The organism is Salipiger bermudensis, assembly GCF_020171625.1.
GTDB lineage: Bacteria > Pseudomonadota > Alphaproteobacteria > Rhodobacterales > Rhodobacteraceae > Salipiger > Salipiger bermudensis_B.
The window spans coordinates 205,120-220,915 of record NZ_JAIUZY010000004.1 but is presented as its reverse complement, the minus strand read 5'-3'; the positions used below and the strand labels follow the sequence as shown (position 1 = coordinate 220,915).

Annotated in this window: 15 protein-coding genes; 8 read left to right on the top strand and 7 right to left on the bottom strand. The window is 67.7% G+C overall.

The genetic code is table 11. The features are described 5' to 3' along the window. Positions 1-86: 86 nt before the first annotated feature. The 4 genes from LCM15_RS07610 to LCM15_RS07595 all read right to left on the bottom strand — a co-directional run bounded on the left by LCM15_RS07610 (position 87) and on the right by LCM15_RS07595 (position 3,669). Positions 87-713, bottom strand: a complete 627-nt coding sequence (locus LCM15_RS07610; protein WP_224855044.1) for a GNAT family N-acetyltransferase — start codon at positions 711-713, stop codon at positions 87-89. A gap of 192 nt (positions 714-905) precedes the next feature. Beyond that, a complete protein-coding gene (locus LCM15_RS07605; RefSeq protein WP_224855042.1) occupies positions 906-1,367 on the bottom strand; it encodes a thiol-disulfide oxidoreductase DCC family protein in 462 nt (153 codons plus the stop codon). Positions 1,368-1,427: 60 nt separating this feature from the next. Further along, entirely contained in the window at positions 1,428-2,051 is a 624-nt protein-coding gene (locus tag LCM15_RS07600; protein ID WP_224855040.1) for a TetR/AcrR family transcriptional regulator, read from the bottom strand. Between the two features lie 265 nt (positions 2,052-2,316). Further along, positions 2,317-3,669: a cytochrome P450 gene (locus LCM15_RS07595; protein WP_224855038.1), complete on the bottom strand. Its 1,353-nt coding sequence runs from the start codon at positions 3,667-3,669 to the stop codon at positions 2,317-2,319. Between the two features lie 405 nt (positions 3,670-4,074). Here LCM15_RS07595 and LCM15_RS07590 point away from each other — a divergent pair, with 405 nt between their 5' ends. Continuing rightward, positions 4,075-6,390 (top strand): Tex family protein, encoded by a 2,316-nt coding sequence (locus LCM15_RS07590; protein ID WP_224855035.1) that lies wholly within the window; start codon positions 4,075-4,077, stop codon positions 6,388-6,390. Between the two features lie 403 nt (positions 6,391-6,793). On the opposite strand, the gene LCM15_RS07585 is transcribed toward LCM15_RS07590, so the two are convergent. Continuing rightward, on the bottom strand, positions 6,794-8,308 hold the full coding sequence (locus tag LCM15_RS07585; RefSeq protein ID WP_224855034.1) for an MDR family MFS transporter: 1,515 nt from the start codon (positions 8,306-8,308) through the stop codon (positions 6,794-6,796). 166 nt (positions 8,309-8,474) lie between these two features. Here LCM15_RS07585 and LCM15_RS07580 point away from each other — a divergent pair, with 166 nt between their 5' ends. From LCM15_RS07580 to minE, 4 genes are all read left to right on the top strand, one after another. Then, positions 8,475-9,083: a MarR family winged helix-turn-helix transcriptional regulator gene (locus LCM15_RS07580; protein WP_224855033.1), complete on the top strand. Its 609-nt coding sequence runs from the start codon at positions 8,475-8,477 to the stop codon at positions 9,081-9,083. A gap of 138 nt (positions 9,084-9,221) precedes the next feature. After that, a complete protein-coding gene (gene minC / locus LCM15_RS07575) occupies positions 9,222-10,019 on the top strand; it encodes a septum site-determining protein MinC (RefSeq protein WP_412103279.1) in 798 nt (265 codons plus the stop codon). Further along, positions 10,016-10,864: a septum site-determining protein MinD gene (minD, locus tag LCM15_RS07570; RefSeq protein WP_224855031.1), complete on the top strand. Its 849-nt coding sequence runs from the start codon at positions 10,016-10,018 to the stop codon at positions 10,862-10,864. The genes minC and minD overlap by 4 nt, the downstream gene beginning before the upstream one ends. Further along, the gene (gene minE / locus LCM15_RS07565; protein ID WP_224855030.1) at positions 10,861-11,151 is read left to right on the top strand and encodes a cell division topological specificity factor MinE; all 291 of its coding nucleotides are present in this window, start codon (positions 10,861-10,863) and stop codon (positions 11,149-11,151) included. Before minD ends, minE begins: the two co-directional genes overlap by 4 nt. Before the next feature lie 78 nt (positions 11,152-11,229). Here the strand turns inward: minE and LCM15_RS07560 are convergent, their stop codons facing one another. Together LCM15_RS07560 and LCM15_RS07555 are read right to left on the bottom strand one after the other, a co-directional pair. Continuing rightward, positions 11,230-12,261, bottom strand: coding sequence for a YeiH family protein (locus LCM15_RS07560; RefSeq protein ID WP_224855029.1), 1,032 nt, complete (start codon positions 12,259-12,261; stop codon positions 11,230-11,232). 4 nt (positions 12,262-12,265) lie between these two features. Further along, positions 12,266-12,403: a hypothetical protein gene (locus LCM15_RS07555; RefSeq protein WP_224855028.1), complete on the bottom strand. Its 138-nt coding sequence runs from the start codon at positions 12,401-12,403 to the stop codon at positions 12,266-12,268. Positions 12,404-12,993: 590 nt separating this feature from the next. Between LCM15_RS07555 and LCM15_RS07550 the strand changes: the two genes are divergently transcribed. Genes LCM15_RS07550 through LCM15_RS07540 form a run of 3 tightly spaced genes read left to right on the top strand, consistent with a single transcriptional unit; the run spans position 12,994 to position 15,733 of the window. After that, entirely contained in the window at positions 12,994-14,523 is a 1,530-nt protein-coding gene (locus LCM15_RS07550; RefSeq protein ID WP_224855027.1) for a CHAD domain-containing protein, read from the top strand. Next, positions 14,520-15,263 (top strand): ParA family protein, encoded by a 744-nt coding sequence (locus LCM15_RS07545; RefSeq protein ID WP_224855026.1) that lies wholly within the window; start codon positions 14,520-14,522, stop codon positions 15,261-15,263. The genes LCM15_RS07550 and LCM15_RS07545 overlap by 4 nt, the downstream gene beginning before the upstream one ends. Then, entirely contained in the window at positions 15,260-15,733 is a 474-nt protein-coding gene (locus LCM15_RS07540; RefSeq protein ID WP_224855025.1) for a CYTH domain-containing protein, read from the top strand. The genes LCM15_RS07545 and LCM15_RS07540 overlap by 4 nt, the downstream gene beginning before the upstream one ends. Positions 15,734-15,796 lie beyond the last annotated feature (63 nt).

Here is a 15,796-nt window from a genome sequence, read left to right as displayed (position 1 = left end):
GGGGACCTCTTAGTCGGGTCTGCCCTCCGAACGCAAAGGACCCGCGCCAGTGGCGCGGGTCCCGTCGCAGCAGCAGACCATGAGCCTCAGACCATGCGCGGCCGGGCGTAGAGGTCGAGCGGGGTGCGCGGGAAGCGGAACATGCCGTCCGCCTTGCCGGAATGGATCTGGAACCCGTGGCGACCGTAGAACGCCACCAGATCGTCGCGGCTCAGCCCTTCCTCGCCAAAGGGCTCGTGATCCAGCGCGATGCCGAAATCGGTTTCGTCGGCGGCCTCGACCAGACGGCGCAGGATGCGGTGGGCGATGCCCTTGCCGCGATAGGCCGGTGCCACCCAGATGCCGTTCAGGATGAAGCGCTTCTTCTGCAGCGCGTGCTCGATATAGGCGACGTTGTCCACGGCGGTGCGATAATATGTGCGCTCCTCGGTCTCGCCGCGGGTCGCACTGAGTCCCGGCACGCGCAGGATCTGCGCGAGGATCTTGGCGTATTTCATCTCGGCCCGCTGGCGCGAGCGCTGAATGCCGGCCTCGATCTCCCGCGTCAGGTCGGGGTGGCGGGTTTCGCAATACTCGCGCATCCCGTGTTGCAGGGCGACGGCGATGAAGGCGCGCAACTCGCCCTCCAGCTCTTCGATCTCGCTCAGAAGGTCGGTTTCGCGCACAGCCTGCGCGTAGATGGGCCGCAAACCCTCTCTATTCGTGTATGGCATGACATCCTCCCGGACAGGATATTAGTGCACAGAGGTCGCAGGCGCATCATTTTTTCGCCGCCGCGGTGTAAAATCGGACACGTATAGATTGATTCCTACAATAACGCCTCACTATAGCGTTAGTTCCGCCGGCTCAAGAGGCTGGCGGGCCCTGACGTGACCGGGACGGGACCGCGCAATGGAATCGATTGTTCAGTCGATCAACCGGCGCTGCAGCGCCTCGTCCGGCAGGGAACACATGTCGCTGCGACCGAAGCGATAGCGGTTGAGGGCGATGCGCCGGTAGAGCCAGTCGCGCAGAGGCCCCGGCAGCACACGGAGCGCGCTTGCGGCGCGTCCGAAGCCGCCAAGCCGTTCGCCGATGCGGATGATCGCGTCCATTCCGGACCACGCCTGGCCCCGGTCAAGAAACAGCCACGTCTGCGGATCGTCGGGGTCCTGACCGAAGTGCCGCACCAGGGCGGTGCCGAGCGGAGACTGCACCGGGCAAATGCGGAAGGCCTCGGCCCGGTCGAGCCGGGCGATCACGCGCGCACCCCGTGAGCACAGGGCGCAGTTGCCATCCATCACCGCGACCGGCCGGTCGTCGTCGAACGCCGGAACGGTCGGGTCGTCTCTCCAGGAATAGGCGGGGCGGTCGGGAAGCTGGGCCATCAAATCTCCTCCTGCCGGGGCAGGGTGAACCAGATGGCGCCGGAGGGAAAGGGCCGCGGCTCAGGCCGCCGGTTGCTCCGGCCAGCGGGCCTCGACCAGCATGGGCAGGACGCGACCGAGGAAATCGCCCTGCGGATCGTCGCGCGAGACTGTGAAGCACCAGTTGCCCTCTACGGCGGTCAGCGCCATGCCCTGCAGGGTGGCGTAATCGAGCAGCAGTTGCGGATGCGTCTCCGCCCCGGTTTCACGGTCGGGGACAGGCTCGCCGTGATAGCGCGCCGCGCTCGCGAAGAACTGCCCGAACGCCTCTGCGGAGGCGCGGTTGAAATCGGGATCGGTCCGGTCGACGATGGCGCGTCGATAGATGATCTGAAGGCGGCCCGGGTACTCCATCGAGTAGCGCACATAGACCGACGCCAGCTCACGAAGCTGTTCCGCGAGGGACAGATCCGTCGAGACCGCGCGCATCCGTTCTGCCAGTTCATCGAGGCTCAGAACCGCCACGGCGGTCAGCAGGCCGTTCACCGATTTGAAGTGATGCGCCGGCGCACCCGGCGAGACACCCGCGCGCGCGGCGGCCTTGCGCAGTGAGAACCCCTCGATGCCGCGTTCGTGCAGAAGCTCGTCGGCGGCGGTGATCAGCGCTTCGCGCAACTGTCCGTGGTGGTATGTCTCGCGGTTCATGGGCATTTTCTGACCCTCCTGGCTGCACCCTTATCCATGCAGCGGATAAGTCCGAAAACGACCCGGTCACGCGGTCGTTTCGCAAATCGATACGTCTCAAATTGCGCCAACTGGGCGTCGGCCCCGGACGATTGGCTTTTTGCAATTTAACTGGAAAGCAAACGCAAACGGGGGGCGTGGGTTCCCTGTCACGACGCTATCGCTCTGCGAGTTCAGCGCGCGGAGGGACCAAGGGGCTGTCCGTCTCATGGCCCGGCCTGACGCGTCAGATCGGGTGCACCTCGAGCGTCACCCCCGGGTCGGGGCGCACGGTGATGTGCATGATGGGCTCCGGCACCGCCCCGGCGGGGGCAAAGCGGAACTGTGCCAGCAAGGTGGCCAGGATGATCTGCGCCTGCATCATCGCGAAGTTGGCGCCGACGCAGACCCTAGGGCCGGCGCCGAAGGGCAGGTAGGCATAGCGGTCACGCCCCTCGCGGGCGGCGGGCGAGAAATGATCTGGGTCGAAGACGTGCGGACGCTCCCAGAGATCCTCGTGCCGGTGCAGGGCGTAAGTGTTGACGAAGACCGTCTCGCCGGGGTGGATGTCGCGGTCGTAGATCTCGTCATCGTCGAGCACGTTGCGGGCCAGCATCCCAACAGGCGGGTAGAGCCGCATCGACTCGTCGAGCACCTGCTCGATATAGGGCATGGCCGCGAGGTCATCGGCCTCGGCGGCGCGCCCGCCCAGCACGCCGCGCGCCTCGTCGCGGGCGCGCGCCTGCGCGGCGGGGTCGTTGGCCAGCAAATAGAGCGCCCAGGACAGCGCCAGGGCCGTGGTCTCGTGGCCCGCGACGATGAAGAACTGCATGTTGTGCAGCAGATCCTGCGGCGACATGGTGCGCCCGGTCTCGGGGTCCTTGGCGCGCAGCATGTGGTCGAGCAGGTCGTCGAGCGGACCCGCGCCCTGCTTTCTTCGCTCCTTGATGGCCGCCGAGACCATGCGATGCATGGTCTTGACCGCGCCGCGCCCGAGGATCTCGCCGGGGCGGGGCACCCAGATCGGCACCTCGAGGAAGTCGAGCAGCGAGGTGCGACCGACGGTCACGAAATACCTGGTGATCGCTTCGCCATAAAGATCGGCGTCGAAATGATCGCGCCCCGAAAGGGCGACGTCGCAGATCACGTCGAAGGTGGCCGAGAGCATCTCCTTGACCATCTCGGCCTGCCCGCCGCTGGCGCGCAGGCGGGCGGCGGCGCGGGCGGCGGTCTCGGTCATCACCGGGGCCAGCGCATCGACATTGCGGGCGGCAAAGACCGGCGCGATGGCGCGGCGCTGCCAGCGCCACTGCGCGCCCTCGGAGGTGAAGAGCGAATTGCCAACCGCGGGGCGCAGCATCCGCAGCATGACCTCGGATTTCGGGTAGTTGCCGACGTTGTCGAGGTAGATCCGCTTCATCCCCTCGGGGCCCTGCACCATGTGCCAGCGCGACGGGCCGGTGGTGCCGGTGACGATGGGCTGGGTGTAGGCTATGCCGGGAATGATGCTCAGCACGTTGCGCCGCGCTTCGCGCACGCTGGCCAACATGCCAAGCGGCTTGGCAGGCGGGGTGACGGTGGGCGGAACGAAGGCGGACATGATATCCTGACAGTGTGCTGAGTGTATTTGCACCGGCGGTGAGTGCCGTCGGTTGAGTTCTACATATGGCGGCGGCGGGCCGGGGCCAGCATTCTCAGCAAACCGTGAGGATCGCAGGCGCCCTCCGGGCGGGATTGCGCCGACCGCCGTGAGGAGCGCGCCGAGGTGCGCATTCTGCAGCGATCATCGGCGTCGTGGAGGCAAGGCCGACGCGGTGGCTCGTGTTCAATGTGGGGCATGTCTTGGCAATCGGGAGCGCCCGGCGCAGGCGGTCGCCACGCGCCCGGATATGCGAAAAGCGGCCTTCCGCCGCGCTCGGCAAGAAACCCGCCAGCCGGCGTGCGCGCCCTTGGCGCTGGCGGGGCCGCGCGGTATGACGATCCTCCCGAGTGACAGGAGGCCCCCTTGGACCAGACCGCCGAGCGCATCGCCCGCACCATCGCCACCGAGATCGCCGCCAGCCCCAAGCAGGTCAGCGCAGCGGTCGAGCTGCTCGACGGGGGCGCCACGGTGCCCTTCGTGGCGCGCTATCGCAAGGAGGCCACCGGCGGGCTCGACGACACCCAGCTGCGCACGCTGGGCGACCGGCTGGTCTATCTGCGCGAGATGGAGGCCCGCCGGTCCTCGATCCTCGAGTCGATCAAGGGGCAGGGCAAGCTGACCGACGCGCTGGCCCGCTCGATCGCGCAGGCCGAGACCAAGGCCACGCTCGAGGACATCTATCTTCCCTACAAGCCCAAGCGCCGCACCAAGGCGATGATCGCCCGCGAGAACGGGCTCGAGCCGCTGCTGCGCACCATCCTCGAGGACCGCTCCGCCGATCCGCAGGCGTTGGCGGAAGGTTATGTCGGCGAAGCTGTCGAGAGCGCCAAGAAGGCGCTTGAGGGCGCGCGCGACATCCTCGCCGAGGAGCTGAGCGAGAATGCCGACCTGCTGGGCCGGCTGCGCAGCTTCATGAAGGACGAGGCCGTGATCTCGGCCACGGTGCAGCCGGGCAAGGAGCAGGCCGGGGCCAAGTTCTCGGACTATTACGACCATTCCGAGAAATGGGCCGACATCCCCGCGCACCGGGCGCTGGCGATCCTGCGCGCCTCGAAGGAAGAAATCCTGACGGTCAATATCGCGCCCGAGCCCGAGACCGGGCCGACCCGCGCCGTGGGCATCATCGCGCGCGCCATCGGCATTCCCGGCGATGCGCCCGGAGACACGTGGCTGCGCGAGGCGGCGGGCTGGACGTGGCGGGTGAAGCTCAGCCTGACCATGTATGTCGACCTGATGACCGACCTGCGCCGACGCGCCCATGACGAGGCCATCCGGGTGTTCTCGCGCAATCTCAAGGATCTGCTGCTGGCCGCGCCTGCCGGGGCCAAGGCGACGCTGGGGCTCGATCCCGGCATCCGCACCGGGGTCAAGGCGGCGGTGGTCGATGCCACCGGCAAGCTGCTCGAGACCGCGACGCTCTACCCCTTCCAGCCCAAGAACGACCTTCGCGGCGCGCAGGCCGAGATTGCCCGTCTGGTAAAGCGCCACGGGGTCGCGCTCATCGCCATCGGCAACGGCACCGCCAGCCGCGAGACCGAGCGGCTGGTCGGCGACACGCTCAAGCTGCTCGAGGGGTCGAAGCCCACCAAGGTGGTGGTCTCCGAAGCCGGCGCCTCGGTCTACTCGGCCTCCGAGCTGGCGGCGAAGGAGTTCCCCGATCTCGACGTCAGCCTGCGCGGCGCGGTGTCGATCGCGCGCCGCCTGCAGGACCCGCTGGCGGAACTGGTGAAGATCACCCCGGAGAGCATCGGCGTCGGCCAGTACCAGCACGATGTCGACCAGCGCCAGCTCGCGAAGGCGCTCGAGGCGGTGGTCGAGGACGCGGTGAACGCCGTCGGCGTCGATCTCAACACCGCCTCGGCGCCGCTTCTGGCGCATGTGGCGGGGCTCGGCCCGTCGCTGGCGCAGAACATCGTGGCGCATCGCGACACGCATGGCGCCTTCGCCTCGCGCAAGGCGCTGAAGAAGGTGACCGGCGTCGGGCCCAAGGCCTTCGAGCAAAGCGCCGGCTTCCTGCGCATCCGCGAGGGCGACGAGCCGCTCGATGCCTCCTCCGTCCACCCCGAGGCCTATGACGTGGCGCGGCGCATCGTGAAGGCCTGCGGTCGCGACATCCGCCAGATCATGGGCCACCCCGAGGCGCTGCGCGGGGTGCGGGCCGAGCAGTTCGTCGATGCGAGCTTCGGCCTGCCGACGGTGCAGGACATCCTGTCGGAGCTCGAGAAGCCGGGGCGCGATCCGCGTCCGAGCTTCAAGACCGCGAGCTTCACCGATGGCGTCGAGCAGATCACCGACCTCAAGCCCGGCATGTCTCTCGAGGGCACGGTGACCAACGTGGCGGCCTTCGGGGCCTTCGTCGATATCGGCGTGCATCAGGATGGTCTGGTGCATGTGAGCCAGCTCGCTGATCGTTTCGTGAAGGACCCGCACGAGGTGGTGAAGGCCGGCGACGTGGTGCGCGTGCGGGTGACCGAGGTCGACGTGCCGCGCAAACGCATTGGCCTGTCGATGCGCAAGGACGGCGGCGGCAAGCCCGAGCGCGGCGGCAAGCCGGGCGGGCAGGGCGCGCCCAAGGGGCGGCGTGGCGGAGGCGCGAGCAGCGCGCCGCGGGGCAAGCCCGCGGGCGGCGGTCAGGGTGCGCTGGGCGCGGCGCTGGCGGATGCGATGAAGAAGCGGTGAGGTGCACGCGGTCGCCGCGCTAGCGTACCGCATTATTGCCTATGAGACTGGTGCCCGCTGCGCAGCGTCGGGCCGCGGGTTGGCGATCAGATCGCGGACTCCCTCGACTTATCCCAACCAGATCCGAGGGACCGTTTAGCTCGGCGCTGGTATCACCAAGTCGCCGGTCCGGGGCAGGTCATGCCAGAGGCATGCTTACAGCAGGGCGATGGCGCGCCTCTCGGCGTTTGCTTGCAAACGCCTGCCGGCAACACATCGCGAAACGCGATGTGTGATAGGCGGCCTGCGGCCTTGATTCCGCGCAGGGCGTCCGAACGGATGTTCTAAATAAAACGCCCGCCAGCCGGACCCGGAGGGCCAAGGCTGACGGGCGCCAGGGAGCAACTCTTGGTCGTCTAAGCCCTCAGCTCGAGAGTGGCAGCTCTCGCAGCAACAGCGAGGCGAGGCAGGCCAGCAGGGCCGCGCCGGCGGCGATCCAGAACACCGGGTGCAGGGCCTGTGAAATGCTCTCCATCACCAGCATCTGGGCGTCGTGCGGCAGCGCCTTCACCATGTCCGCGCCGATGTCGCGCACGCCGCCCTCGGCCACGCCCGGCAGCTTGCCGTCGAGCGAGCGGGCCAGCTGGGTGCTGAACAGCGCGCCGAAGGCCGCGGTGCCCACCGCGCCGCCGATCAGGCGGAACATGTTGGCACTGGCGGTGCCCACGCCCAGCATCGACATCGGGATCGCGTTCTGGATCGCCGCCACGCCGATGGCGAAGACCGGCCCGAGGCCGAGCCCGATGCCGACCATCGACAGGGCGATGAGCCACAGCGGGCTTCCGACCGACAGCGTGGTCATCGACAGCAGCGACAGCGCCAGCAGCGCGGTCGAGGCCACCGGCAGGAACTTGTAACGCCCGGTGCGCGCCATGTAGCGGCCAGACAGGATCGAGGCCGAGAGCAGCCCGCCCATCATCGGCACCAGGAACAGCCCCGAGGAGGTCGGCGAGACGCCCTTCACCACCTGCAGGAAGAACGGCAGGAAGGTGATGGTGCCGAACATCGCCATCCCCACGAGGATGCCGACCGCGTTCATCACCACGAAGGTGTTGTTGGCAAACAGGCTCATTGGCAGGATCGGCTCGGCGGCGCGGCGCTCGACCCGGATGAACAGCGTCAGCGCGCTAAGCGCGATGACCCCCAGCGCGAGGACCTGCGGGCTCGACCATGCGAAGACGGTGCCGCCGGTGTTCGAGATCAGCACCAGCGAGGCGAGCAGTGTCGCCAGGAGCGCGCCGCCGGCATAGTCCACCGACTTGCGCGAGCGGTCGCTGCGGCGGGGCAGGGCGATGCCCAGTACGATGAAGGCCAGCGCGCCGACGGGGAAGTTGACGAAGAAGATCCAGTGCCAGCTGAGGTTCTGCACCAGAAAGCCGCCGAGCAGCGGCCCGACGACCGTCGAAATGCCGAAGGCCGCGCCCAGCACCGCCTGCGCCTTGCCGCGCTCGCGCGCCGGCAGCAGGTCGCCCACCAGCGCCATGCAGGTCACGATCAGCCCGCCGCCGCCGGCGCCTTGGATGATGCGGCCGGCGATCACCATGCCCATGCTGGTCGCCGTGCCGCAAATCACCGCGCCGAGGATGAACACGCCGATGCCCCATTGCAGCACCGGCTTGCGGCCGTAGAGATCGCCCAGCTTGCCTGCCACCGGCGCGCCGATGGTCGAGGCCAGCAGGTAGGCCGTCATCACCCAGGTGATCTTGTCCATGCCGCCAAGCTCGGCGACCATCACCGGCAGCGCGGTCGACACGATGGTCTGGCCGAGCGAGGCAAACAGCAACGTCGCCGCAACCGCGCCCAGGACGAGCCGGATCGGCACCGGTTCGGCGCTAGCAGCGGGCGGCATGTCGGTCGTGCCTTGGTCTATGGCGCTCATTCGAGTATCTCCACGAAAACTGTGCGGGCCCGGGGCGGGCGCACGGGTCTGCGAACCGGGGTTTGCAAACTGGCGCCGTCACGCCCCTTGGGTCAGAATGGTCTGGGTCTTATAACTGTGCTGGAGACATATATCTGTCAATAGCATCAAATTGCGCGAGGCATCATTGAGCCGACGAGACGAGATACTGAAGGACGGCCTCGAGCGGGCGGGGATCGGACGCGATGTGTCGCAGGCCGCGCTCGACGTGGACGCGGTGCTGCAGCGCTGGCGGCGGCGCGTGATGAAGCGCGATTTCGGTCACAAGGCCCTGCACGACCTCGATCTGCCCATCGACCTGGCCCAGCTCGACGTCCTGATGGCGGTGCGTGCCCCGGCCAACGAGTTCGGCGACGAGGACACGAGTTGCGAAACCACCGTCGGCACCGTGGCGCAGCGGCTCAGCATCGATCCGTCGCGCGCCAGCCGCGTCAGCACCGACCTCATCCGCCGCGGCCTCGTGCAGCGCGCGGTCAGCCAGCAGGACGCGCGACGCGCGGTGCTCGAGCTGACCGAGGCCGGCGGCCGCATCGTCGAAGCGGTACGGACCTACAAGCTTCTGGTTCTGGGGTCGTTCTTCCGGGACTGGACGATGCAGGAGATCCAGACCTTCCTGCCGCTTCTGGCGCGGTTCAGCGAGTGGTCCGAACGCGCCGAACAGCCCGGCGGTCCGGTCGAAAGCGAGATCGCGGAATTGCGCGCCAGCCTTGCGGGGATCGTCGGCGACGAGGGCTGACCCCTCGGGTCGCTGCCCCGCCGGCGGGATGCCACCGAACGGCGCCGAAGTCCGGGCAGGAAGCCGCGCAATCTCACGATTGTGATATTTTCTCCGTGCACCGGACGGTCGGAGAAACTAAAGGGTCGATCAAAACGAGTGCGCGTGCGAGTCGCGCCCAGACATACGAGAGCAGGAGCACGCATCCCGGTGCCAGCAGACGTTACCCGAGACCGAGGCGCCCGCGCGTCGGTGGCGGTCCAACCGTTCCAGGTCCGCGGTCGATTCATGACCGCCATCGCCCTCCGGATCGAGAGCGACCAGTTCGACGACGCCTTCTTCGAGGCCATCGATGCCCAGATCACCAAGGCGCCGCAGCTGCTGCTCGATGCGCCCATGGTGCTGGACTTCTCCAAGGTCCCGGAGTTTGCCGACAGCGCCGCTCTGGCCGATCTGGTCGCGAAGCTGCGCACCCGCAACATGCTGGTCTTCGGGGTGCAGAACACCACCACGCCCCAGCTCGAGGCGGCGGACGGCCTTGGCCTGATCCCGGTGCGCATCGGTCGCGACGGCCCCGCCCCCGAGGCCAAGCCGGCGCGCAAGAGCAAAGTCGACCGGCTGCTGCCGCCCGACAACAAGGTCATCACCAAGCCGGTCCGCTCGGGCCAGCTCGTGGTGGCCGAGCGCGGCGATCTGACGATCATCGGGCCGGTGTCCTCCGGGGCCGAGCTGGTGGCGGCGGGCAACATCCATGTCTACGGGCCGCTGCGCGGTCGGGCCATGGCGGGCTGCCACGGCGACGAGACCGGGCGGATCTTCTGCCGGGCCCTGCACGCCGAACTGCTGGCGGTCGCGGGGCTCTACAGGACAAGCGAAAGTATCGAGGACGAGCTGCGCGGCCAGGCTGTGCAGATTTTCCTTAAAGGCGAACGACTATGTGTGGAGGCGCTCGGATGACGACGCAACTCAAGGACGAGGCGCCGCTGGGCCGGATCGTCGTGATCACCTCGGGCAAGGGCGGGGTGGGCAAGACCACCTCCGCCGCCGCGATCTCGGCAGGACTGGCGCAGCAGGGCTACAAGACCGTGGTGATCGACTTCGATGTCGGCCTGCGCAACCTCGACATGATCATGGGATGCGAACGCCGCGTGGTGTTCGACTTCATCAACGTGATCCAGGGCGATGCCCGGCTCAAGCAGGCGCTGATCAAGGACAAGCGCCTTGATACGCTGTTCATCCTGCCGACGTCGCAGACCCGCGACAAGGACGCGCTGACCCAGGAGGGCGTCGAGGCGGTGCTGAACGAGCTCAAGGAAGAGTTCGACTACATCATCTGCGACAGCCCGGCGGGCATCGAGCGCGGCGCCCAGCTGGCGATGTATTTCGCCGACGAGGCTGTCGTGGTGACCAACCCCGAGGTCTCCTCGGTGCGCGACAGCGACCGCGTGCTCGGCCTGCTGAGCAGCAAGACCCAGCGTGCCGAGAAGGGCGACAGCGATCCGGTCAAGGCGCGCGTCCTGCTGACCCGCCACGATCAGGGCCGCATCGACCGCGGCGAGATGATGACCGTCGACGACGTGCTCGAGATCCTCGCCGTGCCGCTTCTGGGCATCATCCCGGAAAGCCAGGCGGTGCTGCGCGCCTCCAACGTCGGCACGCCGGTGATCCTCGACGAGCCGTCCTCGGCCCAGACCGCCTACAAGGACGCGGTGTCGCGCCTGCTTGGCGACGACATCGAGATGCGCATCGAGAGCGAGCGCAAGCCGGGCCTGTTCCAGCGGCTGTTCGGACGGTCGGCATGAGCCTGTTCGGTTTCTCCCTCAACCGCCGCCGTCCCAAGACGGCGCAGACCGCACGCGATCGCTTGCAGCTTCTGCTGGCGCATGAGCGCGGGCAGGGGTCGGGCACGCCCGACTACCTGCCGCAGCTGCAGAACGACCTGATCGCGGTGATCCGGAAATACATCGACGTCGCCGATGACGAGGTCGATATCCGGATGGAGCGCGACGACGATGTCTCCAGCCTCGAGATCAACATCGATCTCCCCTCGGCCGAGGAGAAGGCGGAAAAACCCGCCAAGAAACGCTGAGACCAGATCTTCAAACCGCCCGCGTCGCAGACCGACGCGGGCGGTTTTCTTTTGCGCCATAGGGCTGGATTGCGCGGGTCAGGGGGCCAGCTCGATCAGGCTGATGCCGCCGAGCACGACGGCGGCGAGGAACAGCGTCTCGGCCACGATCAGCGCAATGGCCCCGCCGCCGACCTGGATGATGTTGCGCAGGTCGGTCTTCATGCCGACCGCCGCGATGGCCGCGAGCAGTGCCCAGCTCGAGATCCGCGCCAGCACCTGGCCGAGACCCTCGGGGATCAGCTCGAACGAGTTCAGCGCCGCCAGCACCAGGAAGCCCAGAACGAAGCCCGGGATGAGCGGCGGGCGCTTGCCCCCGGTCACGGCGCCGCGTGGGGTCCAGAGCGCGATCACCACAACCACAGGCGCGAGGAAGGACACCCGGATCAGCTTGACCAGCGTCGAGGTCTCACCGGCGGTCTCGGAGATCGAGAAGCCCGCGCCCACCACCTGCGCCACGTCATGCACGGTGCCACCGATGAAAGCGCCGGCTGTGAGGTCGTCGAAGCCCAGCGACCGGGTGAGGATCGGGTAGAGGATCATCGCCGCGGTCGAGAGCACGGTGACGCAGAGCACGGTGAACAGCAGGTCGCGTTCCGAGCGGTCGTCTTTCGGCAGGACCGCCGCGATGGCCATCGCCGCCGAGGCGCCGCAGATCGCCACCGCGCCCGCGGTCAGCACGGCGAAGCGGCTGCGCTGGCCGATCAGCCGCGCCAGAGCGAGGCCGAAGAGGATGGTGAGGACCACCCCCGCCACCAGCAGCGCGATCATGCCCCAGCCGAGCGACAGCAGCATCTCGACGCTGATCCGGGCGCCCAGCACCGCCACGCCGAAGCGCAGCACGGTCCGGGCGGTGAACGAGATGCCGGCGGCGGTCGGGCCGTCGTCGCCGAGGAAGTTGAGCGCGATGCCGAAGAGCAGCGCCATCAGCATCGCCGGGGCGCCGTAATGCTCGGCCACGAACTGCGCCGCGAGCGCGACGAGGATCGAGACCATGACACCGGGGAAGTGGGCCTTGAGGCGCCCAGACGTGTGAGGGCCGGCCCTCAGGGCGGAAAGACGTGAGCGCATGGGATCAGCTCGGCTGTTCGGTCATGTCGGCAGCGACGTGTTCGCGCCCCGCCGCGAGGGCCGCGCCGATACGGATGAAGGCGTGGCAAAGGCCGTGCCGTTGCCCGACCCTCGTGCCGGCGTCCTCGGGTGTCGTCTCCATGCGCGTCTCTCCCCACGGGGCAGGGCGGTGATCCGCCATGTCGCTCTCTGGCATCGCTTCGCTGGTGGCGAGATCCGGACAGGATTGGCCCTCCCGGACCCTGGCCCCGCAGCCCACCGTTCTGGGCAGATCGAACCGGGCGGACGATGAGGCCTCTCGCCTGCGTTTGGTAGTCAGTCGGTCGGGAGGCGTCAACGCGCCTTGCGCTTGGGTCGCACGCCGGGTGGGCCTCGCGCAGGAAGGCACTCGAGGGCGCGCGGGCTCGGCGGAGGACGCCAAGCGATACGACTGCGATAGGCAACGCGTGCGGCGTCGGTCTCCGGCTCTAGCCGACCCGGCCCGCGCCTCTGTCCCGTTCGCAGACCTGCGTCCGCGACCTGATCCACGCAAGCGCAGGGCGCATCCTCGGCCAAAAGGGGGGCTCCAGCATTCAAGACGGCAGATGCGCCCGGGCGGGGCCTCCATGGCGTGGCGAATTGGCCTCGGGCGTCGTCCCGGTCTGCCTGCGTCCTTCATAGCGCTTCCGGCGCCGGGATGGATTTGGTAGGGGAGGCTCAGGCGCTGGAACAGCCAGAGGACGCGAGGCGATCGTGCCAGAGATTCTGACAATCACCACCGGGGGCGACCTGCGCACTCTGCTGCGCGACGCCGACCTCGGAAAGCTGCATCTCTCGCTGGACGAGGCAGACGGCGGCTCCGCCTTCACGCTGCTGGACACGTTCGATGCTCAGGTCGCGGCGGCAGAACTGCTTTTGCTGCTGACCGAGGACGGGCTGCACCTGCTGGGCGGCGCCGCGCCGCTGGTGCAGGCGCACGCCGAGCCCGACTTCCTCGCCCGGATGCCCGCGGGGCCAGTCACCAAGCGCCTTTCCGGCATCGTCTCGCCGCTGCGCACGCTGATGAGCGTGGCCGGCGGCACGCTCTCGCGGCAGGGGCTGCGGGTGCTCGACGACAACGAGAAGACCCACCTGCGCGGCACGCTGCACGTGCTCGACGCGGGCAAGGGGCGGACGGTTTCGGTCTCGGACCTGACGCCGCTGCGCGGCTACGACAAGACTCTGCGCAAGGTCGGCTCGGCGCTCTCCGGACGCGCCGGCAAGGGCAAGGTCAACACCATGCTCGAAGCCAGCGCGGTGCTGCGCGGCGAGGACCCGGCGCTGATCGGCAAGACCCGCGTCGTGATGTCGGCGGACGAAAAGGCCTTCAAGGCCGCCAACGACATCATCCGCGCCCAGCTCGTTGCAGCCCGGCGGCAGGAAGACGGCATCCGGGCCGATCTCGACAGCGAGTTCCTGCACGAATACCGCGTCGCCCTGCGCCGCGTGCGCTCGGTGATCTCGCTCTTCAAGGGCGTCTACGACGACAAGCAGACCGCCGATCTCAAGGCCCGGTTCGGCGCGATCATGGCCCGGACCGGACGGCTGCGCGATCTCGACGTCTACCTAATCGAGCGCGAAGCCTATCTCGCGCTGGTGCCCGAGGGCTTCCGGCCCGGCATCGGCAAGCTCTTCGACATGTTCGCCGCGCAGCGCGATGTCGAGCACGCCAAGCTCACCGCCTATCTCGACAGCAAGGCGTACCAGAAGGAAATGGCCAAGCTCGAGGCGCTGTTCGACAAGACCAAGGCGCTTTCGAAAGGGCCCGAGGCGAAGCGCCACGCGCTCGACTACGCCAAGGCGCTGATCTGGAAGCGCTACCGCAAGGTCTGCAAGATCGCGCGCGACATCGACGACGCGACGCCGGACGCGCAGGTCCACGAACTGCGCATCGAGTGCAAGAAGCTGCGCTACCTGATGGAGTTCTTCGCGCCCCTGTTCGGCGATGCCGAGGTGCGCAAACTGATCAAGGCGCTGAAGGGGCTGCAGGACAACCTCGGCAACTTCAACGACTACTCGGTACAGCAGGCGGCGCTGCAGGCGCAGGCCGAGGCGCTCGTCGGAGGCACCGCAGCCGACACCGTCGAGATCGCAAGCGGGCTTGGCGCGCTTGTCACGGTGCTGCATCAGAAACAGCTCGAAGAGCGCGCACGCGTCGCCGCCTCCTTCGCCGCGTTCGACAGCGCGGAGACGCAGGCGCAGTTCCGGTCGCTCTTCAAACCCGGCGGGGAGGCGAAGCCATGAAAATCGTCGCGTGCTATTCCAACAAGGGCGGCGTCGGCAAGACCGCCAGCGCGGTCAATATCGCCTACGGGCTGGCCAAGGCCGGGCAGCGCGTGCTGCTTTGCGATCTCGACCCGCAGGGGGCCTCGGGCTTCTACTTCCGCGTCAAGCCGTCGAAGAAACTGACCGACGCGCGTTTCTTCACCGACGTGAAGCGCTTCACCAGCGCCATCCGTGGCAGCGATTTCGACAATCTCGACATCCTGCCCGCCAACATGAGCTTTCGGGATTTCGATGTCTTCCTGTCGCGCATGAAGAACTCGCGCTCGCGCCTGAAGAAGGCGCTGAAGAGCGTCGACAAGGACTACGATGTGGTGCTGCTCGATTGCCCGCCAAACATCTCGACCCTGTCGGAGAACGTGTTCAAGAGCGCCGACGCGATCCTCGTGCCGGTGATCCCGACCACCCTGTCCGAACGCACCTTCGAGCAGCTTCTCGCTTTTTTCGACGAGAACGGACTGCCGAAGAAGAAGATCCTCGGCTTCTTTTCCATGGTGCAGGGCACCAAGAAGCTGCATTCCGAGACCGTCGAGGCGATGCGCAAGCGCTACGGCAAACGGCTGCTCGACGTGGCGGTGCCGTTCAGCTCCGAGGTCGAGAAAATGGGCGTGCATCGCGCGCCGGTGGGCACCTTCGCCCGGAACAACGCGGCAGTGAAAGGATATGATCTGCTGTGCAACGAGCTGCTGGAGCGTCTATGACCGACAACCCCGTTGAAATCGAACGCAAGTTCCTAGTGGCGGAGCTGCCCTCGCTGGACGGCGTCGACAGCAAGAAGATCCGGCAGGGCTATATCACCGTGCCCTCGGACTCGGTGCAGGTGCGGTTGCGCCAGAAGGGCAAGAAGTTCTTCATCACGGTGAAGGGCAAGGGGAAGATGATGCGCTCCGAGCGTGAGAGCGAGATCGACGCCGCCACCTTCGACCGGCTCTGGCCCGCGACCGGCGAGCGCTGCATCGCCAAGACCCGCTGGACCGGTCTGCTCGAAGACGGGCGCACCTTCGAGCTCGACCTGTTCGACGACCGCGATTTGCGGCTGGTCGAGGTCGAGTTCGAGAGCGTCGAAGAGGCCGAGGCCTTCGTGCCGCCGGCATGGTTCGGCGCGGACGTGACCGGGAACCCGGCCTATTCCAACAACGTGCTCGCCAGCGGCGGGGTCGGGGCCGCCTGAGCCTCTGCCGGCCCCACTGCCCGTACGGATGAGAAAAGCGCCGCGATGAGACCATCGCGGCGC

What these genes read in the sequence shown, in the direction of transcription:
- LCM15_RS07560 (WP_224855029.1), bottom strand. Translation starts at nt 12,261, where the DNA reads ATGCGCTCACGTCTTTCCGCCCTGAGGGCCGGCCCTCACACGTCTGGG.
- LCM15_RS07610 (WP_224855044.1), bottom strand. Translation starts at nt 713, where the DNA reads ATGCCATACACGAATAGAGAGGGTTTGCGGCCCATCTACGCGCAGGCT.
- minD (WP_224855031.1), top strand. Translation starts at nt 10,016, where the DNA reads ATGACGACGCAACTCAAGGACGAGGCGCCGCTGGGCCGGATCGTCGTG.
- LCM15_RS07555 (WP_224855028.1), bottom strand. Translation starts at nt 12,403, where the DNA reads ATGGAGACGACACCCGAGGACGCCGGCACGAGGGTCGGGCAACGGCAC.
- LCM15_RS07595 (WP_224855038.1), bottom strand. Translation starts at nt 3,669, where the DNA reads ATGTCCGCCTTCGTTCCGCCCACCGTCACCCCGCCTGCCAAGCCGCTT.
- minE (WP_224855030.1), top strand. Translation starts at nt 10,861, where the DNA reads ATGAGCCTGTTCGGTTTCTCCCTCAACCGCCGCCGTCCCAAGACGGCG.
- LCM15_RS07600 (WP_224855040.1), bottom strand. Translation starts at nt 2,051, where the DNA reads ATGAACCGCGAGACATACCACCACGGACAGTTGCGCGAAGCGCTGATC.
- LCM15_RS07585 (WP_224855034.1), bottom strand. Translation starts at nt 8,308, where the DNA reads ATGAGCGCCATAGACCAAGGCACGACCGACATGCCGCCCGCTGCTAGC.
- LCM15_RS07540 (WP_224855025.1), top strand. Translation starts at nt 15,260, where the DNA reads ATGACCGACAACCCCGTTGAAATCGAACGCAAGTTCCTAGTGGCGGAG.
- LCM15_RS07545 (WP_224855026.1), top strand. Translation starts at nt 14,520, where the DNA reads ATGAAAATCGTCGCGTGCTATTCCAACAAGGGCGGCGTCGGCAAGACC.
- LCM15_RS07605 (WP_224855042.1), bottom strand. Translation starts at nt 1,367, where the DNA reads ATGGCCCAGCTTCCCGACCGCCCCGCCTATTCCTGGAGAGACGACCCG.